The organism is Citrobacter sp. Cpo069 (genome assembly GCF_030332785.1).
GTDB lineage: Bacteria > Pseudomonadota > Gammaproteobacteria > Enterobacterales > Enterobacteriaceae > Citrobacter > Citrobacter portucalensis.
The window spans coordinates 93,206-116,883 of sequence record NZ_JAOWHD010000061.1 but is presented as its reverse complement, the minus strand read 5'-3'; the positions used below and the strand labels follow the sequence as shown (position 1 = coordinate 116,883).

The window sequence follows — 23,678 nt, the reverse complement described above, 5'->3', positions numbered from 1 at the left end:
CTCTTATTAGCCACTTTGGTGGGCGAATTGCGCCAGTTGATGTTCACACAAGAAACGAAACGTATTGCCAGGAAATACCATTGGCAAACGCAGACGACAAACCGAGGACGGATTGTTTATCTCGTCGTTCAGTAACTGCATCACCACACGATAAGTCCGTTGAGCAGGCTGGTATAACTCGCTTTGCCGGTACATTTCAGCCAGATAATAGTGTGCAGGCCAGTAGCCAGGTTCCTGATAAACCACCTGTTTGAACCAGGCGATGGCCTGCTGGGTCTGGTGTTGCCACATCATCGCCAGGCCGAGCAGCATTTTGGCCTCTGCCGACCACTCATCCTGGGCGAGGATCTGCTGTGCGTTTCCGGCTGTTTGAGAAAACTCACGCTGTTCGAGGGCAATAACGCCCTGGATCAAAAGCGCATCCTGATTACGGGGATCGTCGCGTAATACACAGGCGATACACTTTTCAGCTTCAGAAAAACATTTTTCATCGAGACTGGCGCGCGCTTTCTTCAGCCAGTCATTACTCTGCTGCGCCGTGGGCACCAGAGGAACCTGTTCAACCACCACTCTCGACTGCGGAATGCGCACCGCAACTCTGGGGACAGGCACAACCCTTGCCGCTTCACGATGGTGGCAAAAATAGAAAATCCCCTCTTCCTGCTCCAGCTTCAGAATGTCGAAATTGTTAGCCAGCGTTTCCGCATTGCCAAAAAATAAGGCTCCCTGCGGTTGCAACATCTTCAGCAAATTACCGTGCAGCTCGCGACGCGTTGGCGTATCAAAATAGATGGACACATTGCGCAGCAAAATGATGTCCACTTCCGGCAGTAACTGTTCTTTTATAATGTTGGTGCGATGGAAGGAGACCTTCTCACGGATCTCATCATGCAGTCGGTAGAGGTTTCCCGAGCGGGTAAAATAGCGTTGCTGAATACTCGGGTCGACGCCACGAAACGAGTAGCTTGAATAGCAGGCGTTGCGGGCTTTTGCCAGGATTGCCGGGTCAATATCACAGCCGTAAATTTCAATGCGCTGGGCCATTCCGCCGAGGTATTTCTCATGCAGCTTGATCGCCAACGAGTAGGCTTCCTCTCCGGAAGAGCATCCGGCACTCAGAATTCGCACCGGGCCGCTGCGCTGTTGCAACAGACGCGGGATCCATTTATCGCAGATTAAATCCAGCGTATCGCTTTCACGGAAAAAATAGGTTTCGTTAATCGTAATCAGCGTGATGAAACTATCAAACTCATTCTGCGAGCTACGCAGTTGTTCATAGTATTCATAGTAATCATTGATTTTTCGCTCGGCCATTCGCCGACCCAGCGCCGTTTTCAGCAATGCTTCCATGGCGTTATCGAAGTGCAAACCGACCCGTTCTTTGATCAGGCGCGCATAGTCAGGAAGATTAGGGATCATGGCAATTTACTCTCAACATGCCCGTGGCAAGCCATCGAAAGCAGTACCGCAGCAAGACCATTCAGAGGGATCGTGCGGTGTATTAGTTGCTTGTCGATCGCGTTCTTATTCATACCGAATACCACCGAACTTTCTTCGTCCTGCGCCAGCGTTGTACCACCACGGCGGACAATAAGCTCAATGCCGCGGCAGCCATCGCTGCCCATGCCGGTCATAATCAGTCCGACGGCTTTTTCGCGAAACACCTCAGCCACTGACTCCAGCAACAGGTTGCAACTGGGATGGTAAACGTCGCTTTCCTGTCTTGGGATCGCCGCTAAACGCTGGTTGCTTTTGACGATCAGGTGCTGCTCCGGCGGCAATATATACACATACCCCGCTTCCACCCGATCGTCCTCCTGCGCCAGTCGCACCTTCAGATCGGTCACGCTATCCAGCCAATGCACCATATTTTTCGCGAAGCCATCAGCAATATGTTGGGCAATAAGTACCGGGCACGGGAACGTACCGGGCAGATCCTGTAACAGCTTACTTAGCGCCTGCGGCCCGCCCGTCGAGCAGGCAATCGCCAGCACAAAGGGCCAGTCCTGTGGCGTTTTTACAACGTCTGTCATCGGTCGTGCAGTGGGGATTACCGGTTCGCCTGGATAGCGTAATCCCTTGATATGTCGAATGACTTTTACACCGACCAATAATTCTACTTTACGATGCAAAGCATCCGTTGAGAGTGGTGAATCACTGCTATGGTGCAACACCGCCAACGCACCACGGGAAATGTAGTCATCATCCCATTGATTCTCTGGACAAAATCTCATGACAAGGATCGGGATTGCGCTGGTTGCCATGATCGTTTCCACAATCTCGACGTTATCGGCGCTCGAAATATCCAGCGTCAGAATCAGCAGGTCCGGCATCAGCTGTTGCAACAGTCGGATCGCCTGTCTGCGATGGGCTGCTTGCCCCACCACCTTAATGTGCGGGTGATCCTCCAGTTGCCTGACCAGCTCATTACGCGATGCGCTGCCCAGGTCGAGGATCAGCACCCGAATGTTGCTGCTATTCATGCATCTGTTTCCGTCAGTGTGAATGAGGACGAAGCCTCTTTCAGCGCTTTCGACAGTTGTGTCATATCCTGACTGACAACCAGAATGTCTTTGATAGATTGCGAGGTATAGTTACTGGCAACAACGATCTCACGCAGCGCCATGACCACCTGATTACTCGCCGTTTTCTGTTGCTGTGTTGATAGCGATATTTGCAGCGCCGCCGTCGAGGTTTGCTCAGCCGTAACAACGATATCGTTCAGATGTTCAGCACTGACTTTACAGGCTATTGCGCCCGCTTTAATGCTCTCGCCGCCTTTTTCCGCGTTCAGCACCAGACGATTAATCGCGTTTTGGATCTCGTTGATCTTATTTTCAATTTCAACCGTCGATTCCGTCACCGAATCCGCCAGACGGCGGATTTCAGCCGCCACCACCGAGAAACGCTTACCGGCTTCCCCGGCGCTGGCAGCTTCGAGCGCTGCGTTAAAGGCGATAAGTTTCGTCTGATCAGCGACGCTGTTAATGATCACCATCACGCGACTGATTTCCGTCGACTTATTACCAAGCATCATGATTTCACGCATATTTTGCTGATTGTCGGTATCAATATCCGTCATACGCATCAGCAATTGCGACATCGACTCGGAGCCTTTATTGCAGTCCTCGAGCGTCTGGTTGGCAATATCCACAACCGCCCGTGAGTGTTCGGCTATCTGTGTCGATGAGGCAGACAGCTCTTCCATGGTGGAGGTAATTTCAGCCACTGAAGATGAGGTTTCCACGCTGGTTGATGCCTGCCCATCGACCGCTTCGGTAATATGCAAAGATGCCTGATGTACCGAATTTGCATGAGAAACCATACCGCCTACCAACGAGTGCAGACGCTGACGCATCATCTCCACCGCACTCAGCAGTTCGCCGATCTCATCGTGGTGATCGACCTGAACATCCACCGTTAAGTCGCCTTCGGCAATGGTTTGTGCAATCCCCAGGACACGGTTTAAGCGCCGGGAAATCAGGAAACGGCTGGCCACAGCAATCAGCAGTAAAATGATGGGCAGCAGCAGCGCGGTAAACAGCAGCAGACCGTTACGCACCAGATTGCTGCTCTTGGCGACATCATCAACATAGTTGGTGGTGGCGATTATCCAGTTTATCCCTTCAACGTATTCATAAACGGCAACTTTGGTCTTCGGCAATGCGCCATAACCGCTCACCCAGTTGTAGTAAGTGATGCCATTCTTGTGTTCGAGCATGTCGGCAAACAGCTTAAAACCATTGGCATCGGTAATATTAATTGCCTGCTGGTTGCTCAACGAGGGGTGGACCAACATACGACCGGGTTCAAATCCGGCATCCAGCACATAGGCGTAGCCATCTTTACCGATATGCACATTCAACAAACGCTGAATGATCGGTTGCAAACTCTGTTTGACGTCGAAACCCACCGCGACGGCCCCCACGACCTGACCATATTTGTCGGCAATCGGTTCGTAGTGACTAATAAACTGTTTACCGAACAGTGTGACCACACCGGAAAAGGGTTTATTTTTCAAAAGCAGCGGCAACGCAGGATTATCATGCCCTAGCGCTGTTGCTGTTGCCGTATTGCCTGAACTCGCCAGTAACGTACTGCTGACACGCACAAATTGCTCGCCTTGCAGAATAAACGTACTGGCAAATACGCTGGTTAATTCGGTGAAGTGCGCGTTGGTGTTCGGGTTGCTCAGCACCGCTTTTAATTCAGTAGAGTCCATATAACGCAGCGGTTTATTGGCAACGTTTTGATAATTATTAATATAAACATTGCTGTAATGTTCTGCATCGCGAGTCACACGCTGAAACTCGTTAGAAATACTGTTGTGGAATATCCGCGTGTTGGTTTTAATCATCTCCAGCGCATTGACCTGCAATTCTCTGGAAAGATAAGATGATAATATAAAAGAGGCGCCAATCAGCAACGTTGCAATACAAACAACCAAAATCATACCGAGCTTCATCGCCACACCGGGATGGATGTTGTGCAGCCAGGACAATAGTCGAGCGCGCGGTCCCTCACTGGTGGTATTCGCCGTTCGATTTTTTACTTTAATAATGTCACTCATGATTTTTATTCTCTACCTGAGAAGAAATTACTCTTTTTTTGGTCATCAGGAGCTAGCGCCCTGTGATTCGAGCGTGAACAGCGGCGTAGGTTTGCCAATGTGATATCCCTGTAACCAGCCCACATTCATTTTTTCCAGACAGGCCTGAATAGTGGCGTTCTCGACAAATTCAGCGACCACCTGCATTTTTTTCATTTCAGCAACGCGGCAGAATGACTCAACGATGTAGTAACTAATTTCACTTTCGGTGATCCGTCGAATAAAAGAGCCATCTATTTTCAGGATATCTGCTTCGATATTCATCAAGCGCGCATGACTCGCAAACCCGGTGCCAAAGTCATCAATTGCCACCCGACATCCCAGCTGACGTATTAAACGTAGCGTTTCCACGGTTTGTTCTTTGTCTGATAACGTATCTGCTTCCGTTATTTCAAAAATAATCCGCTGTGGCTCCACCGCGTAGTCGTGCAGGAGTTGGGTGATCTTCATGACAATATTTGAACGACACACCGTCACCGGTGCCAGGTTAATAGAAAAACAATGCTGCGGGTGGTTACGCATAAATTTGAGGGTATTTTCGATAACCCAGAGATCGATATCCGGTGCCAGCCCCGCATCATGAGCAACCGGCAGGAAACTGTTCGGTGGAATAAATTCTCCCCGTTCGTTAAGCATACGGATCAATATTTCATGATACGGCGCTTCACCGTGGGTACTAACTATTGGCTGTGCCATCAGGACAAACGCATTGTTATCCAGCGCATTTTGCAGCGCAGTGCGAATTTCCGTTTTATCAACAATGTGGTTGCCAAGGATCCGGCTATGCTGCGCCTCAAGGTTTTCCGGCCTGCCGTTGGTGAGTGATAAACCCGCCACCATGCCCAGTTTCCCCACCAGCTGATAAATGTCATCACTTAGATCGTTAATCAGGCAATAGCCCAAACCACTGCGAAAACCCAACCGATGGTTGTTGTAAAAGAGACGAAAACTGTTGGCGGCCTGATACAGATCGCATAGCCGCTCCCAGGTGCCATTTTCCAGCCGAATGAGCAGATCATAACCCGCGTGGTAATAGACTTTCTCGCTTTTCACCAGATGTCTGCGCAAATGCTCAGCAAGGATCTTCTGGTAGCGGGCGCGGAAATGAAAACCATAACGACGCGAGAAAAGCTCCAGCTCGGGGATCTGTATCAGACATACAGTCGCGCGTTCAGTGGTAAATAGCTCCGTCTTCAGCGCCCGTAAATTTGCCATGCCTGTCATCGGGTCAGTCAGCCCCAACAGCAGCGCCTGGTTAAAGCGCTGACGGGTAAATTTTGCCAGTACCCCCATGATCACAATGGTGAGTGAAAAGACAAAGATCAACGTCGAAACTAGCGCCTGATGCAGCATGAAGTTAACATCGCTGGCGATATAGCTGTCGTTATGTTTGCCTAAGATGATTAATACGATCGTCCACACCAGCATTGTGAACAAGTGGCCAATCTTGATTGCTCCCCACAACATCAACGGAAATAACAGGATCAGGCTATAGATAGAGAAAAAAACATCCAAATTATCCGGTGATGTTAAGAAGAACATCAGAAAAAACAGCAAGATGCACCAGGATATAACGCCGTAGACACCGATATTGCCTTTACACTGTTCGGCAATGGCCCGCAGAAAGGTCAGCAGGAAAGACGGTCGACGAATGATGCGGTAAATCTTGTAAAATAAAGGGATCCCCGTCAGGCAACCGTTGATGATCCCCTGAATACGTACCAGCATGCCCAGACTCAACGCCGGAATGTTATCCACATCGGGGCGTTGTCCGTGGGCGACAAACATTGCAAAGAGTTTGCTGAACACCAGATACAGCAGGACGTTGTAGCCACAAAGCCAGAGCAGACGATTAAAGCTAATTTTGATGCGACCAAAGCTAACGCAGCTGCGTCTGCCGGTGAATTTTCGGTACGCGGCATAACTTAAGGTCGACGCGATGATCAGGCACAACGCATCTACCCGTTCATTTTGCGGACCGACCACAAACATGACCGTCAGGAACAGAAGAAACCCCGGCAACACCCGAAAACCAAACAAGACCAATGCGGCAGAAAATACGGCTAGCTTGAGATCGTAAACTGTTAAAATAGTATTATTGAGAATGCTATAACCGTTAAGATATTGTGCCAGCGGGTAAAAAAGGCCAGGTAAGACAAGTGGCAGGCACCATTCCCGAATGTTTTTTATCGTGTTTGAATTTATTATTGCGTCCAAATCAATTTATCCGCTATGCACTATACCAATAGGACTTTAATCCAGACTCGAATGTCACAAACAAATCCTTTTGGGTCAGCCGATGAACCATAGCAAAATTGTCAACATTGACCGCGCACTGAGAAAATAAAATAAGGTTCTATAATGAAGAGAGCATATTATTCATATCAAATAAGGAAATAAATACCCATTTATAGACAAAAATGGACATCCGGTGGGGATGAAATCACTAAAACGCTTGTCAGAAAAACAGCTAATTCATTGATGTTTATTAAAAAACAAAAAAGCCTTTGTCAGTTTCCCAACACCTCCAACCAGTACGTATAAAAAACCTTCTCAGGCGCCATGAATGTCAACATTAATATCCTGAAAGGGGCATTCAGAAAATGTATTTTTATGTACACTTTTGCCTATTGACGAAAAGAGCAGCGTTATCTATATTCGCATACCGTTATTTTTGTCATTACTCACCATGGTTCAATGTTAGTTATTTGTTACGTCATTACGTTTCACATCTTTCATCTACTTATTTGCAACAATAATATTCCATCAAGTAATAACAGAAATTAATTTTAGCACCGAATAATCTTTTCAGGAATTAACATAATCCGTGGCAAAGTCTCTGTTTTCCCTTAAAGCAATAAAAGGGTGGCAACATTCAATCACTGGCAAAATAACGCAATTCTTGCTGGCGGGTATCGTTATTGCGTTTAGTGCTGGCGCGTTTACCAACTGGAGCCTGATAGATAACTTTTCTTATCAGCAGTGGGTGCAACGGGCTGAGGCGAATGCACAGATTATGACCTACATCATCCGCAACGTGTATACCACCGTTTCGGTCGAAACCAGCGATGCAGGGCAGATATCCCGCATTGTCTCCGACAGACAGATTGGTGACACCGACTCTATTATGCAAACCGGTTATAACCCGGTTGACGTTCTGGCACTGGCATCAGTACAGACGCATAGCCCCACCTGGTTGTTTCTGTATACGCCGGAGAAAGGGTTTGTTGGCATCAACAACAAGTCAGAAGAGGGTGAAGGGATCATCTCTTTCCCCGGTCGTCTGCCGCGCGATGTGCTGGGTAACTACTATGTTGGCTTCGCCCAAATTAATGGCGAAGAGTGCTTTATCAGCGCCGTTCCTATTTTGACGCCTTCAGGTGAGATCCTCGGTAGCCTGATTAGCAGCATTGGAAAAAAAAGCGATCTCTACGCCACCTACGATGCGATGCTGAAAAAAAGCAGTATCATTTTTGTCCTGATTTTGCTGGTAACGCTGGCACTGGTCACGATGTTTATGCGCCGTTTATTCCGTCCGGTTCCGCTGCTGATTAACTCCCTTACCCGCATCGCCCATGAAGAGACGGACTGTATAACGCCCTATCTTGATCAAGACGATGAGATTGGACATCTGGCCGGGGCGATTGAAAAATTGCGCGTCGCCATGAAAGAACGCGGCTATCTGCAACGAATGCATGAAATGTCGCAAAAGATGGAGCATATGGCCCATCATGATTCACTGACCGGATTGCCCAACCGCGTTTCGTTTGGCCAGGCGTTAGATAAACGCGTCAGTGAAATCCATCAGGACGAAAAACCATTTAACCTGCTGTTGATTGACCTCGACAACTTCAAACCAGTAAACGACACCTTTGGTCATAAAGCGGGCGATGAGCTGTTAATCAGCGTTGCCCAGCGCCTGCAGCTCTTGCTGGGACCTAACGATATCGCAGCGCGTCTGGGCGGTGATGAATTCGCCATTCTGCAACATGTCAGCGATAACGCCATCAAAGAAGCGAATCGGCTGGCGAAGCGGATTATTCGTGCGCTGAGCACCCCGTTTACCTGGAGCACGCATACTTTTTCCATCAGCTGCAGTATCGGTATCACCACCGCGCCGTATCAGGGCAATAATACCTCGACGTTGATGATCAATGCCGACCTTGCCATGTACGCCTCAAAACATCATGGCCGGGGTTGCTTCCATTTCTTCGAAGACGGCATGGTGATGAAGCATACCCACAGTCTGTTTATTAATCAGGAAATCATCGATGGTATTGATAACAAGGAATTCGAGCTTCATTACCAGCCGATCATCAATCTGGAAGATGAAAGCGTATATGGCTACGAATCGCTGATACGCTGGAATCATCCCACCAAGGGTCTGATTTATCCTGATTATTTTATCAACATCGCCGAGAACTCCGGTCTGATTGTCCGTTTGGGCGAATGGATTATTCGTCAGTCCTGTGAAGCCGCTGCCAAATGGCCGGAGCGTATCAGGGTAGCCGTCAATATATCGGCCTACCAACTGCACAGCCCAGGACTGGTTGACGTTATCAAAGATGCGTTACGCATCAGTCAACTTTCAGCCGAGCGCCTTGAAATAGAAATTACCGAATCCGAAAAGCTGGATAAGTCGATTGCCTTGCCCGTGCTGCAAGAGATCCGCTCACTGGGCATTGAAATCGCGATGGATGATTTAGGCACCGGCTACGCGGCGCTGGATTATCTGCTGATCTATCCTTTCACTCGCATCAAGATTGCGCGCACGCTGGTCGATAAGCTCCAGCAAGATAATGCCAGTCAGTATTTGATTGTGATGCTGATTCAGTTTGCCCATAAGTACAATATGTCGGTCACCGCTGAAGGGGTAGAAACCGCGCAGCAGCGTGACATTCTGCGAGACATTGAGTGCCAGAATGTTCAGGGCTATTTCTTTAGCTATCCGCTGCGCGAGCGTGAAGTGCTTTCCGCATTTGCCAAAGAGGTCATTGAAGAAGGACTGTGCAATGTCTGACTTCTTTCGCCAGGTAAAGCGCATGCTGACGATTTTTGCCCTGTTAATAGTTTCAGCAACGCCATGCTTAGCAGGCTCAGCCCTGCCGTTGCACACGCTGGAGCAAATCGCCAGCAAGAAAAGCATTACCCTTGGTTATCAGGATGATGCGTTTCCTTTCTCCTGGCAGAATGGCAACGTACCTGCCGGCTATTCCATTGATATTTGCAACAGTATCGTCAGCGCGCTCAAGACAAAACTTCAGCTTAAAAACCTGAAGGTTGAGTGGGTAAAAGCTAACTCGGCATCGCAGTTTGTCCTGATTAAAAATCACATGGCAGACATCATGTGTATCCCGGCCTTTTATTCGAAAAGTCGCCACAGCATTAGCGAGTTCTCGCTGCCGTTTTATTTTTCAAGTACCCGCTTCGTCATGCGTAAAAATGAAAGCAACGACAATCTGGCAGAGCTTTCCGGACATAGCGTACTGGTAAAAAGCGGCACGATTTACGTTGAGCAACTGCAAAAAGTGAATGCCGCCAATGACCTGGATATTAATATTCAACTCGATACCAACAACATTACCGCCTTCAATGAACTGAAGAATGGTGAGTATTCTGCACTGATCTCCAGTACGGTTTTACTCAAAGGGATGATCGCGCAAACGCCTAATCCTGGAGACTATAAACTTTCCGACATTGCGCTCAGCGCCCCGCTACCGGCCGGCTTGTTACTCCCGTTACACGATAAAGAATTTAAAGAATTTGTTGATGGCACTCTCTCCTCGCTGATGGCCAGCAACGAATTTACTGCGCTGTACAATAAATGGTTTCAGTCACCGATCCCGCCGAAAGCCATTAATTTAAACATTCCCATGTCAGATAACCTGAAAGCATTAACGTCTGCTAAAAAGAAGATCAGTTTTGATTATGAAAAATATAATTAATCATGAGATGACAAGGGTGAACCGCATAGTGCAATGGCTGTTTTTACTGGCAGGCATCGGTATCACCCCCGCGCTGATGGCGCAGCAGAACGCCGCGACGCTCGATCATATTCAGAACAGCAGCGTGCTCAACGTGGGTTATCGCCAGCTGCCACCGTTTTCTTTTACTGACCACAATGGCAAAGTCACGGGTTATACCATCGCGGTATGTAACATGATTGCCGATAAGTTGCGCCAGTATTTGAAGCTCAACAGCTTAACCATTCATTATATTCCCGTGAATTTTGCAGAACGCTTCTCCGCATTAAACACACGGAAAATAGATATGGACTGTGGTGTAAATACTAACGCACCGGAGCGGACCTCCAGCGTTTCATTTTCGCTCAACTACTACACCGCGAAAATGCGCATCATCTCTTTGCGTAAAAATAATATAAATTCAATTGCCGATCTAAAAGGACGCACGGTAAGTCTGACCGGTAGCTCTAAAGATTTGCTGGAATTTAATAAAGCCAACAGAGAGCAACACCTTAATATTTCAACGATTACCACCACCACTATAAACGGCGCATTTGAGAAAATGGCGCATAATGAATCCGCCGCTTTCTTTGTCGATGACATTCTGGCCTGGCCGCTGATTAATCATAGCGAGCAACCTGAACTGTTCAGCGTCTCTTCTGAGAGCATCGGCAATGAGATGCACTATGCCATTATGATGAGGAAAAACGATCCGCAGTTTGTGACGTTTGTTGACAGTACGCTGAAAGATTTTTTTGCCTCGCCGGCCAACGTGCAATTACGTAAAAAGTGGTTGTCCCCCTGGTCCTGCGAAAAGCTGAAAAACCCGTCACCGGGCAGTTGCCAGCATAGCCATTGAACATTATCCGCCGCTGCTTACGCCACCGCCTGCTACGCCTGTGGAAAATCCCCGGGGCGCTGCTGCTATTGCTGTCAGTCCATTCGCTACGCGCGGCCTGGGATTTTGCCAATATTCAACAAAAGTCCGATGCGCTATATGGCCCGGCAACACCAGAAGCACAGCAACGGATCCACGCCTGGCAACAGCTTCTGCTCCAGTTGCGTAATGCTGACGAGCAAACGCAATTACGCGCCGTAAACCAATTCTTTAACGAGAAGATCCGCTATACCGAAGATATTGATGTCTGGCATAACGTCGATTACTGGGCGACCCCTATCGAGTCGCTGCGCAAAGGTGAGGCGGATTGTGAAGACTACGCAATCGCCAAATATTTCACCCTCCGCCAGTTGGGCGTGTCAGAAGACAAACTTCGCATCACCTACGTTAAAGCCCTGCGTTTAAATCGCGCGCATATGGTGCTCACCTGGTACGCCACCCCTGGGGCGATTCCTCTGGTGCTCGACAGCCTGACCAGCACCATTTCGCCTGCTACGCAGCGCATGGACTTATTACCCGTCTACTCCTTTAACAACACTGGCCTTTGGCTTCCCGGCAATCAAAACAATAAACGCGTTGGGGACAGCAAGAGGCTTTCTCGCTGGCAGCAAGTTTTCACCAAAATGCGGGAAGAAGGCTTCCCGATGGATAAATAGGAATCGCCCGTGTCTCTTTTTAAACAGTTACTTCTGGCAATCTCTCTCTTTATGATGGTTGTGTTCAGCGGCAATTTTATTGTGACGCTGGAGAGTTCTCGCAATCAGTCCAATAACCAACTCCTTTCACATGCCCAGGATGCCGCAACGGCGCTAGGCGTTTCGCTAACGCCCAACGTCAACGACCCGGCAATGATCGAGCTGATGGTCAGTTCCATTTTCGATAGTGGTTACTACAAAAAAATCCGCATCGTCGATCTGGCAAACGGCAAAATAATTCTTGAGCGTAGCGCGGTAGCGACAATTCCCGACGTTCCCGGTTGGTTCGTCGATCTGGTGGATGTTACCCCGCAAACCGGTGAAGCAACGATTATGCGCGGCTGGCAGCAGGCAGCTCGCGTGGAAGTGACCAGCGACCCTATCTTTGCCGTGCAGCGTCTGTGGGACAATACCTTAGGCAATCTATTGTGGATGCTGTCCTGTAGCCTTGCCTGCTTAATCGCCGGTATTCTGCTGCTGCGCAAACTGCTGCGCCCACTCAATTACATGGCAAAACAATCCGAAGCTATTACCCGTCGCGAGTTTCTGACACTCCACGAGTTACCCAAAACGCCGGAATTACGCCGCGTTGTAGGCGCCATGAATTTAATGGCAGCTAAGCTTAAATCGTTATTTGAAGAACAAGCTATCTACAGCGAACGCCTGCACAATGAAGCTTATCTCGACAGCCAGACCGGGGTAGCCAACCGCCGGGCTTTCGATATGCAGCTCCAGGCGCGGTTAAGCGATGCCGATACCGCACCGGGATATCTGATGCTGGTCCGCGTTCAGGATTTAGGCGGTCTGAATCAGCGCTTTGGCGGACCGCATACTGATAAGCTGTTGCTCAACATCGCCAACCTGCTGAACGCGCACAGAGAAAAGTATGCCCCTCTCGACAGCACGCTTGCCCGCATTCGCGGCGGTGAGTTCGCCCTACTCTGCCCTGGCGTCACACATGGTGAGATGTTGGATTTGTGCAATTCGCTGTGCCAAAAACTGACAGCCTTTTACGCCACCGGAATGTCAGACCAACAGCCGGTGGCCTATACCAGCATGGTGCCGTTTAACGCCGGAGATAATGCTCAATCATTGCTGATCCAGGCCGATCGCCTGCTGGTTGAAGCGGAAACACACACCGACCATCAGGTGGTTCCCACCACTGAAGTTCCTGCGAGTACAGAAGATCAGCATTTGTGGTTTGTTCGCCTCGAGCATGCGCTGACAAATCAACAGTTTCAGTTGGTTTATCAGCCGGTGGTCGATTGCCGCCAGCCGGACAAAATCCTGCATTACAAGGTACTGTCGCGCATTATTGATGAGCAGGGTAACGCCATTACCGCGGGACGGTTCCTGCCCTGGATCCACCGCTTTGGCTGGAGTCATCGCCTCGATAAAGCCATGTTGAAACTGACATTGAACCAGTTGAAAACCGCGCCCGGAAAATTGGCGTTGAGTATCTCCGGCAGTTCTGTCGCCAGTGCGGCCGCCACTGCTGAGCTACTCACCCCGCTGCGCTATTCACCGAAATTAGCCAGTCAGTTGATTCTGGAACTGGATGAAAATCAGTTACCCGGTCCCCATCAGATGGCGGCATTTGTTAAAACCGTCGGTCAGCATCGCTGCGCGCTGGGTCTGCAACACTTCGGCAGCCGTTTCGATATGATCGGTCATCTGTCGCAATGGGGTCTTGCCTATCTGAAAATCGACAGCAGCTATATCCGCAAAATTGATGAGGAAAATGATAAGCGTTTGTTTATTGAAGTATTGTGCAGTGCCACGCGCAGTATTGATTTGCCGCTCATTGCCGAGCGAGTTGAAACGGAAGGTGAGCTTATGGTGCTGCAAGAATTAGGGATTGATGGAGCAATGGGGCAATTATTAGGTGAGCCCGCGCCATTGTGATAAAACTGGCGTCTTGATACGCCTTTGTATAGCCGGATGGCGCTACGCTTATCCGGCCTACAAACTGCCTGCATCAGCTAAAATATACGTTCATCGTTACCAAGCAGCTGTTCTAACCCACCAAGTTCCTGGCGCGCGTTTGCGCGATTCATTAATTTAACCTGCGCCATCGGCGGAAGATCGGTAATGGCAATCACGCCTTTACGAATCAACAGGTTAATCAGGTCGTCGAGCACGCGAACCATCTCCAGGTCGCTTTTTTGCAGCATCGCTAAAGCCTGCTGATTGTCATTTTCAGGACTTTTTGCCACGCCTTCTGCCTGCACGTTTGCAGCAGATGAATCAGAATTCATATCAGTGCCTTTTCATTTTGCACGATGCTGCTGCCCTGTTTACACAGGGCAGCAGGCAATCGTTAGTGAGTGTGGTTTTGATCGGGTTTAGCTATCAGATGATCCAACGAGTAGGTCGGAGAATGCAGATCGCCGCTTGCCGGAGTAGACAGCGCGGTATCTATTCCATGCGCCACTTTTGCCGGACTGGCGATCAGGTGATGATCGCCGCCGCTTTGAATGTACTTCGCAATATCCACGCCTTCATGCAGTTCACGCGCCAGATCGCTGAGATCGACTTTTTCGAGCACGCCCTTCGCCTTATCGTCAGCACTGAGCACCGCTGTCGCCTGACCGTGTCCGGTCGCTGCTGGTGCATAAGACAGAGATAATGCGTTATCGTCGAACAGGTTATGCAGCGCATGCTGTATCGCAGCATGATTCCCTTTATCCACCGTATGCCCTTTCACTGGTACAGGCTCGTCCATCGTCACGTTCAACGTTTGGCTATAAGGCGTAATATTACCGTGGTTATCATGCGCCTCGGCCAATACGTTCACGCGGTTATGACCGGCACGGAATGCGGAGGTATCGGCCTCAATGTCATAGGTCAACCCATTAATGCCCTGATGAAGAATGGCATCGTACTGATGACCATTTACCAGCGCTTTAATATGATCGCCATCATTCACATCACCGCTCACGCTGCCGGTAATATGCGTGACGGCATCCTGTGATTCGGCACGTGAAATATGGTTATCGCCGGTAACCTTATCTACGATAAGCGTGGCGTCTGCCTGTTGATCAACCGAATAGCTGTGGGAAGTTGTCTTTGAATACGGGTTGCCCGGCGCATCATGCCCTTTAACCTCAACCGAAAATGTGGTGTTCACTTCCATGACATGACTGTCCACATCAACATGCCAGACCCGATCGCCATTGCTCAGCGTATCTACCGAACCGGTAAACTCCTGACCGCCAATTTTTAATTTGATCGAATCCCACACATCCACATCACCGCCAAGAGGCCCGGTTACCCTCACCGTCGCTCCCTGGAGTTCCTGATGATTAAGCACGTTATCTTGGGTGACATTATCAATATCCATCGTTCCCGCAGCGGTTCTGTCGATGGTGATGATCTTACTGGTATCGATTCTTCCATGGTTGCCGGAATCATCGTGGGCGATGACATGTGCGGTAATATTTTGATCGTGGAGCAGGTCGGCCGTACTGGCCTCAACGCTGAACACCTTGCGACCACCGCTGTCTTTCACATAGGCAACCAGATCTTTACCGTTAACCGTGACAGTCACCTGATCGCCAAAGTCTACATCTCCCGTCACATAACCGCTGATGATGGTTTTCGCTTGCTGCGTTTCTACATTATTCAGCACGTCGTCTGTCGTCACATCATCCAGCATAATGGTGGCATTCAGTTGCGTGTCGATAGTGACCGTTTTGTCGCTCACGGCATGCATTGGGTTCAACGCCGAATCCTGACCTTCCACACTTACATGGATAGTAGGGTCATTTTGCAGCCCGACCGTACTCACCATCGCTTTGTAACCCAGTTGCCCGTTCATATGCGGCAGCTCAATGACTCGTGTATGTACCGTGACGCCATCGACGAGAATGTCGACTTTATCACCAAGATGCACATCGCCATCCACCGTACCACTCACCTCAACGCTACCGGCTTTCACTTCATCAGCATTGATAATATCGTCACCGCCGACGGTATTGATGGTAATGCTGCCAGTTGTCGTCGTATCAATTGAATAATTCTGCGTGAAGCTGGCGGGCTGCACGTTGCCGTGATCGTCATATCCTGAGACTGTCGCGACAATCGCGCGATCGGCCAGCAGGTCTTTGGTGTAAATATCGACGCAGTAGTGATGGTTATTATCGACAGTCGCCGCATAAGGGTTTCCGTTAACCGTCAGCGTCACCTTATCGCCGGGGTGCACATCTCCGGATACCGACCCCGTTACTGTCATCTTAGGTTGCAGCAATTCCCGCGCGTTCAGCACATTGTCACCGGCAATGTTATCTATCGTCACGCCAGCATTAGCGCTCAGATCGACCACAACATGGCTGCTGGCAGAGGCACTTCCTTGGTTGCCGTGATCATCTGTCGCCGTTACCGTCGCGATAATATCCGGGTTATTGTGCAGATCGTTAATACTGACCTCTTTCGACCAGCTCAAGTGACCGTGTTTATCATCATGCACTACCGCAGTCAGCGTATTGCCATTGACCTGCAGGCTCACCACGCTGCCGTCATGGATCCCTTCACCGCTGACCGTACCGCTGATAGTGGTTTTACCGCTTTGCGCCTCGGCAGCATTGATAACATCATCACCAGCAACCTTATCCATCGTTATCTGCAGCAGGTTATCCGTATCGACAGTGATGGTTTTCTGCACCGAATCTGTCGCTGTTCCCGCCTTGATGGAGACATCAAACGTTGGATGCGCCTGCAGTTCACTCGTCGGCACATCCACTTCGTATGCCAGTTGTCCCGGCATCGTTGGGATAGTCATGACGTGCCCTGTGTACTGCACATGATTTATGGTGACAATAACATCGTCCCCGGCCTGAACGTCGCCGGTGACCAGACCACGAATTGCCGTCGTTCCTTTTTGCGCTTCATCGTGGTTGAGAACATCATCGCCTGCCACTTGATCAACGGTGAGATGCACGGTCGGTTGGTGCGGCGGTGTGGTGCCAGTACCTGTTGTCGACGGGGTGTGCATACCATAAGGAGTATTGGCTGGAATAAAGGTATTGGTTACCCACGGAAGATCGATAAATTTATGTTCTACTGCTGTCGCCGTATTGCCATGATCATCATGGGTGGTGATGGACACGGTGATATTGCCGTTGTTATTCCAGTCCTGAAAAAGAATATCTAGCGTGTAACCCAATTGCCCATCAGGGAGGGTAATAACATGTGTTTCCAGGTGCGTGTTGTTACCCACATCAACTGTAACTAAATCATTAAGCTTCGCGTCTGGGGTAACATGCCCTGTTACCGTCACAAATTCGGGGCGGTCTCCAGCGGGTAGCGCCATGCCTTGCCAGCTCAACGCAGAATCAATCGTTATCCCGGCATCAGCAACGGTATCAACCAGCACCGGCATATCATCGTACCCACGCGCGATGTTACCTGCGTCGTCTTTTGCCGTCACTTCAGCATGAATATTCGGATCCATGAGCAGATCTAAGGTCGAAACCTTTGTACTGAATACATGCTGACCGTTTTGATTTTCCACCCGCGCAAAATAGGTCTGATGGTTGATGGTCAGTTCAACCATATCACCGATTTTGACATCCCCGCCTACCGTCCCCGTAACCGTCGTTTGCTGCTTCAGGGCCTCGTCGTGGTTAATCACCGCATCACCGCTATCGGTAACAATCGGATCAATATGCACAATCGCGTCAATCTTATCGTCAATGTCCACGGTACGGTGCGCATCTGCCGTCGCATTATTACCCGCCGCATCGGTAGTGGTGATTGTTGCAGTAATATGCGGATCGTTTTGCAGCCAATGCGTATCCACCTTGATGGAGTAACCCAACGTTCCCAGATTCGGCAGGTCCACCACTATAGCATCAACCATATGGCCACCAATATTCAGGTGCACCACATCATCAATTTTCGCATCGCCACCGACTGTACCGCTGACAACTGTCGTCGTTTGCCCCAATTCAATCTTATTCAATACATCATCGCCCGTTACCGGATCGATAGTGATAGAGGCCTTCGCGTCAGCATCCAGCGTAACGGTATGATGTGCTGTAATTTGTGCATGGTTCAGGGCATCGTCCGTGATATCCATGGTGACGTCGATATGCGGATCGGCAACCAGATCGGCCGTAGCAACGGGTACGTGGAAACCCATCTGATGATTGCCACGATCTTCCACCACCCCGGCATAGTTGTGGCCGTTGATGGTCATGGTGAATGAATCGCCCGGATGAACTTCACCGCTCACCGTACCGCTCACTATCGTATAGCCATGCATTTGCTCAGCAAAGTTCAGCGTATTATCCGGCGTCACGGCATCAATGGTTATCTGCGCATCGACACGGGTATCGATAATAACGGTGGTTTCTGCATTGGCCGTGGCTGGGTTGCCCGCACCATCGGTAGTGCTCACCGTCGCGGTTAAATGCGGATCGGAGATCAGATCTGCGGTGCTGACTTTAATGCTGTAGCCGAGAACCCCGCCCCCTACATCGTGCACTTTCCCTGTAAGAACGTGACCATTAACGGTGAGGTAAACGACGTCATTTACGTGAACATCCCCTGCCACTTTCCCGGTTATCCAGGTGAATGGCTGTTTTGATTCATCGCCATTGACCATGTTATCGCCAGTAACGGGATCGATCGTCAGCATTGCCTTAGCATGTAAATCAACCACCAGATCGTGCGATATCTCCGCTTTCTGGAAATTATGCACATTATCTTCGCCGACTACGCGGGCCACGATATGCGGGTCTTTGACCAGATCGCGGCTCAGAACGTCCAGCTTATATCCCAGCGCATTATTATGTTCCGGGAGTCGCTGAACAGTTGTGTCGTAAGTATGGCCGTTGACGATAACCTGAACTTTAGTCCCTACATGCACATCGCCCGAAACCGTCCCCATGATCTCAGTGAGGTGTTTCGCGGCTTCTGCGCCGTTCAGCTTGTCATCACCCGCCACCGTATCAACGGTGATTTTAGCCGCGGCATGGTTATCAATATGCACATCATGGGTTGCGGTGGTAATGACCTCATTTTCCACCGCATCGTGGGAGATAACCGTGACACTCACGGTCACATTTTTATCCTGGTTGCCTTTGTTATCGCTGAACGCCGTTGAGTTGACCGGGACCTGATAGCCTAAATGACCGCCTCCAAGATCAATCACCTTGCCGTTAAACGTCTGGTGATTGATTTCTACGATCACCGCATCGCCAACCTGCGCGTCACCGCCCACCTTACCGCTGATGAGCTGCATCGGCGTATCCAGCTCAAGATGGTTAAGTTTGTCGTCATCTGTGACGCTATCAATAGTGACGGTACTTTGCGCCTGGGTATCCAGCGTAACGGTTCGATGCTCCACCGCCACCGCCTTGTTGCCCGCTGCATCGTGACTGACCAGCGTCACCATCACGTCGTTGCTGCCTTCCTGCAACACACCTGTTGGAACAAACACTTCGTAGCGCAGAACGCCGTGATCGTTAACCACCGTGCCGCTAAAGTCCTGTGTTTGCCCCTGTACGTGGACGGTCACCACATCGCCCACTTTGGCATCCAGGCCTTTTGCGATACCGCTAATCAGCGTCGGCATGCGGTTTTCAATGGCGTTCACCACATCATCCGACGCGACGATATTCGTCGTCACCGCGTTTTTGGCAAAGTTATCAATATGAACTTTATGGCTATCGGTAGCGATGGCAAGGTTACCCGCCGCATCATGAGAGGTGACAGTGACGTGCACATCGACATCCGTCAACACATGAACGCTATTGTTCGCAAAGGCCGATGAGTCCACATCAATACTGTAACCCAGATGTCCGTTACCAAGGTCAATGACCCGGCTATCGTACTGATGACCATTAACTTCCAGTTGAATGGGATCGCCGACCTTCGCATCTTCACCATCAACGATGCCGGTAATGCGCTGTGTCGCCGCGGACAGTTCCTGGTAATTGATAACATTGTCTGTAGCAATGTTATCTAGCGAGATGGTGTTTTGCGCATGAGTATCAAGAGTGATAATACGGTGCGACTCACTGGTCACTTCATTGCCCAGCGCGTCATGGCTGACCAGCGTCGCGACCACCGCATTCTTTCCTTCATGCAAGGTTCCATGCGGCAGAACCACTTCATAGCGTAACTGACCGTTATCGTTGATCACCTTGCCGTCAAAGTCTTGTCCACGAACCCTGATAGTTACCGCATCACCCTCCCGGGCATCACCACCGGCTACGATGCTAATAATCGTCGGCATCCGGTTTTCATTGGCGTTCACCAAATTGTCCGTCGCCACTGCGTCAATCTTAATGGTGTTTTCCGCGTAGTTATCGATATGAACTTTATGGGAATCAGTCGCGATCGCCAGGTTTCCCGCTGCGTCATGAGATGTGACCATCGCGGTAATTTTCACATTCGCCAGCACATGGCCGTTGTTATCGGCAAATGCAGAAGAGTCCACATCAATGCGATAACCCAGCTTACCGCGGCCAAAATCAATCACCTTACCGCTGTACTGATGGCCATTTATCTCCAGTAAGACAGGATCGTTTACCTTTGCATCCTCACCACCAACGAAACCGGTAATGGTCTGTTTAGCCGCAAGTAGCTCTTGGTAATTCAATGTGTTATCGGCAGTGACATCATGTATACGGACAGTATTATGTGCCTGAGTGTCTAACGTGATTGTGCGGTGTGCCAGCGCGGTAACTTCATTTCCCACCGAGTCATGACTGACCAACGTCACCACTACGTCGTTTTTACCTTCCTGCAAGGCCGTCTTCGGCAACGCGACTTCGTAGCGCAACTGCCCGTTATCATCAACGATTGTTCCGGCATAGTTTTGCCCATGGACGCTGACGGTGACCGTATCCCCCGCTTTGGCATCACCGCCGGCTGCACCGCTAATCAGTGTTACCATGCGGTTCTCAATGGCGTTGACTACGTCATCTGTCGCTACCGCGTCGATACTGACCTGATTGGTCGCAACGTTATCAATGTGCACGATGTGGGTGTCGGTGGCGATCGCCAGGTTACCCGCCATATCATGAGAGGTGACTGTGACCTTCACGTCCACGTTACCGTCGACCGGTACGCTGTTGTTGGCAAAGTCTGCGGTGTTTACCGTGATACGGTAGCCCAGCGTGTTATTGCCTAAATCGATTACCTCCCCCCGGTACAGGTGACCGTTAATTTCGAGTTGAACCGGATCGCCAGGTTTAGCATCTTCATTGCTGCCAATTGTGCCGGAGATCACCTGGTTACGTGTGTACAACTCACTACGATTCAGGGTGTTATCACTATCTACATCATTGATTGTCAGCGAGTTGTGCGCCTGAGTATCGAGCGTGACGGTACGGTGCGCGAGCGCGGTGACTTCGTTACCCGCCGCATCGTGGCTGACCAGCGTTACCACCACGTCGTTTTTACCTTCCAGCAGCGTTCCTTTCGGTAATGCCACTTCATAGCGCAACTGACCGTTATCATTGACCACCGTTCCGGCATAGTTTTGCCCCTGTACGCTGACGGTGACCGCATCGCCCGCTTTGGCATCACCGCCTGCCACACCGCTAATCAGCGTGATCATGCGGTGTTCAATCGCGTTGACCACATCATCCGTCGCCACCGCGTCAATGTTGACCTGATTGGTCGCAAGATTATCAATGTGCACGCTGTGGGTATCGGTGGCGATCGCCAGGTTGCCCGCCGCATCGTGAGAGGTGACCGTTACCTTCACGTCCATATAACCATCGACTTTTGCAACGTTGTTGGCAAAATCGGCAGCGTTCACCGCAATACGATAGCCCAGCGTGCTATTGCCGAGATCGATGATCTGACCGTTGTACTGGTGGCCATTGATCTCTACCAGCACCGGGTCGCCCGCTTTCGCGTCTTCCCCGCTGACGGTTCCGGAAATCACCTGGTTACGCATATACAGCTCAGCACGATTCAGGGTGTTATCTGTCGTGACATCATCAATCGTGAGGGCGTTATGTGCCTGGGTGTCCAGTACCACGGTGCGGTGCGTCACGGCAGTGGCTTCATTGCCTACCGCGTCATGGCTTACCAGCGTCACCTGCACATCGTTAGCCCCCTCGTTGAGGGTTGCGGAAGGCACAACGATTTCATAGCGTAGCTGGCCATGCTCGTCGAAAACCGTGCCGTGAAACGCTTTGCCCTGAATGGTCAACGTGACCGGATCACCCGCTTTCGCATCACCGCTGGCAATGCCAGAAATAATGGTCGGCATACGAAACTCATTAGCGTTGACGACATCATCATTCGCCACCGTTTCAATGGTCACGGCATTTTGCGCATACAGGTCGTTATCGACATGATGATCCGTGGAAACAATGGTGGTATTTCCTGCGTCGTCAGTAGAGGTTAACGTGGCGTGGATGTTCGGGTCATGCAGTAACCCCTGGGTCAGTACCGGGATGGTATAAGTCAGAGTCCCATTACCGGGGTCGGTGACAACACCGGTATATTCTTTACCATCAACCAATAAAGTAACGATATCGCCGGGTTTAGTGTCGCCGCCGACCGAACCGTGGATCAGGGTTTGTGGTTGACGTGACTCTTCGTAGTTAATGATGTTATCCGGCGTGACGTTATCAACGGTAATGTCGATGTGTGGTCCGGTAATATCAATCAGTGCATGGTCAAAACTTTCTGCCGTTCGTCCCGTCACATCGGTGGCTATTGCCACCACTGTTACATTTCCCGGGACCAGTCCCCCCAGATCGGTATCAATATTCCAGTGCCCGTTGCTCACCGGAACAGTAACGGTGAATGTGTTTTTTTGGCTATCGGTGAAGGTGAGTGTGATGTGATTTTGATTACTGGTGCCGCTTAAATGGGTCTGATGGAATTCGCTTTTGTTAATGAAACCGTCGTTGCCGGCAAACTCGGTAATTTGTACCTCAGGCGGGAAAACACTCGCGGAACCTGCGGTAACTCCCCCTATCGGCAGATTGATATCCCAGTTCGGGCTTCCCAGACCTTTGGTGTTAAAACCTGCTGTCGGATCAACCACCTGCCCGGTCAATTCAAGCTGAACCAGAGTGTGCCCCCCGCCGCCACCTTCTAATGTTACCGGTGCTTCATTACCCGCCGCGGTGGCTTCCAGCACCTGCGTCGGGTCAGCGCCATCGGCAATGGCCTTTTGTGCGGCGGCAATATCCTGAGCACTACTTTCCGGATGATGGCTAACCTGTAGCCCGTGCTCACCCCAATGGCTATTACGGCCTATATCCAGCGTTTTTCCGTCTGGTAAAGAGATACTTACCGCGCCGCTGGCACTGGTCACAATTTCTTCACCGCTATATACCCTGTCGCCTTCATGAACCAGTCGTTGTGCACCATTGGCATCAACTACGTAAACCTGTCCAATAATTGCTTTGATCACACCGAGTAATTTGCTCACCGTAACCTCACTTAATTACCATCATTATTTTTATAAACTCGTTAATACATTAACGAACAAATATCACATTCAATTAATGTAAACATTAATATCTCAATGTAGA

11 protein-coding genes are annotated in these 23,678 nt (G+C 50.1%); 5 read left to right on the top strand and 6 right to left on the bottom strand.

The features are described from left to right. Positions 1–6: 6 nt before the first annotated feature. From OGY08_RS20840 to OGY08_RS20825, 4 genes are read right to left on the bottom strand one after another with little or no spacing between them, the layout of a single operon-like run. The gene (locus OGY08_RS20840) at positions 7–1,419 is read right to left on the bottom strand and encodes a CheR family methyltransferase (protein WP_008785650.1); all 1,413 of its coding nucleotides are present in this window, start codon (positions 1,417–1,419) and stop codon (positions 7–9) included. After that, a complete protein-coding gene (locus tag OGY08_RS20835) occupies positions 1,416–2,483 on the bottom strand; it encodes a chemotaxis protein CheB (protein ID WP_284884466.1) in 1,068 nt (355 codons plus the stop codon). Before OGY08_RS20835 ends, OGY08_RS20840 begins: the two co-directional genes overlap by 4 nt. Next, a complete protein-coding gene (locus OGY08_RS20830) occupies positions 2,480–4,570 on the bottom strand; it encodes a methyl-accepting chemotaxis protein (protein WP_008785652.1) in 2,091 nt (696 codons plus the stop codon). Before OGY08_RS20830 ends, OGY08_RS20835 begins: the two co-directional genes overlap by 4 nt. Positions 4,571–4,615: 45 nt before the next feature. Continuing rightward, on the bottom strand, positions 4,616–6,826 hold the full coding sequence (locus tag OGY08_RS20825) for a sensor domain-containing phosphodiesterase (protein WP_008785653.1): 2,211 nt from the start codon (positions 6,824–6,826) through the stop codon (positions 4,616–4,618). Between the two features lie 610 nt (positions 6,827–7,436). On the opposite strand from OGY08_RS20825, the gene OGY08_RS20820 reads away from it, so the two are divergent. From OGY08_RS20820 to OGY08_RS20800, 5 genes are read left to right on the top strand one after another with little or no spacing between them, the layout of a single operon-like run. After that, a complete protein-coding gene (locus OGY08_RS20820) occupies positions 7,437–9,629 on the top strand; it encodes a putative bifunctional diguanylate cyclase/phosphodiesterase (RefSeq protein ID WP_032944783.1) in 2,193 nt (730 codons plus the stop codon). Continuing rightward, on the top strand, positions 9,622–10,554 hold the full coding sequence (locus tag OGY08_RS20815; protein ID WP_111465122.1) for an amino acid ABC transporter substrate-binding protein: 933 nt from the start codon (positions 9,622–9,624) through the stop codon (positions 10,552–10,554). Before OGY08_RS20820 ends, OGY08_RS20815 begins: the two co-directional genes overlap by 8 nt. 7 nt (positions 10,555–10,561) lie before the next feature. Next, positions 10,562–11,431, top strand: coding sequence for a transporter substrate-binding domain-containing protein (locus OGY08_RS20810; protein ID WP_225280790.1), 870 nt, complete (start codon positions 10,562–10,564; stop codon positions 11,429–11,431). Between the two features lie 2 nt (positions 11,432–11,433). Continuing rightward, on the top strand, positions 11,434–12,126 hold the full coding sequence (lapG, locus tag OGY08_RS20805) for a cysteine protease LapG (RefSeq protein ID WP_032941747.1): 693 nt from the start codon (positions 11,434–11,436) through the stop codon (positions 12,124–12,126). Positions 12,127–12,135: 9 nt separating this feature from the next. Beyond that, positions 12,136–14,070: a bifunctional diguanylate cyclase/phosphodiesterase gene (locus OGY08_RS20800; protein WP_125363199.1), complete on the top strand. Its 1,935-nt coding sequence runs from the start codon at positions 12,136–12,138 to the stop codon at positions 14,068–14,070. A 77-nt stretch (positions 14,071–14,147) separates the two neighbouring features. On the opposite strand, the gene OGY08_RS20795 is transcribed toward OGY08_RS20800, so the two are convergent. Next, positions 14,148–14,423: a hypothetical protein gene (locus OGY08_RS20795; RefSeq protein WP_048215665.1), complete on the bottom strand. Its 276-nt coding sequence runs from the start codon at positions 14,421–14,423 to the stop codon at positions 14,148–14,150. 62 nt (positions 14,424–14,485) lie between these two features. Beyond that, positions 14,486–23,575 carry a retention module-containing protein gene (locus OGY08_RS20790; protein WP_286566469.1) on the bottom strand — a complete coding sequence of 3,030 codons (9,090 nt, stop codon included), beginning with the start codon at positions 23,573–23,575 and terminating at the stop codon, positions 14,486–14,488. Positions 23,576–23,678: the final 103 nt, after the last annotated feature.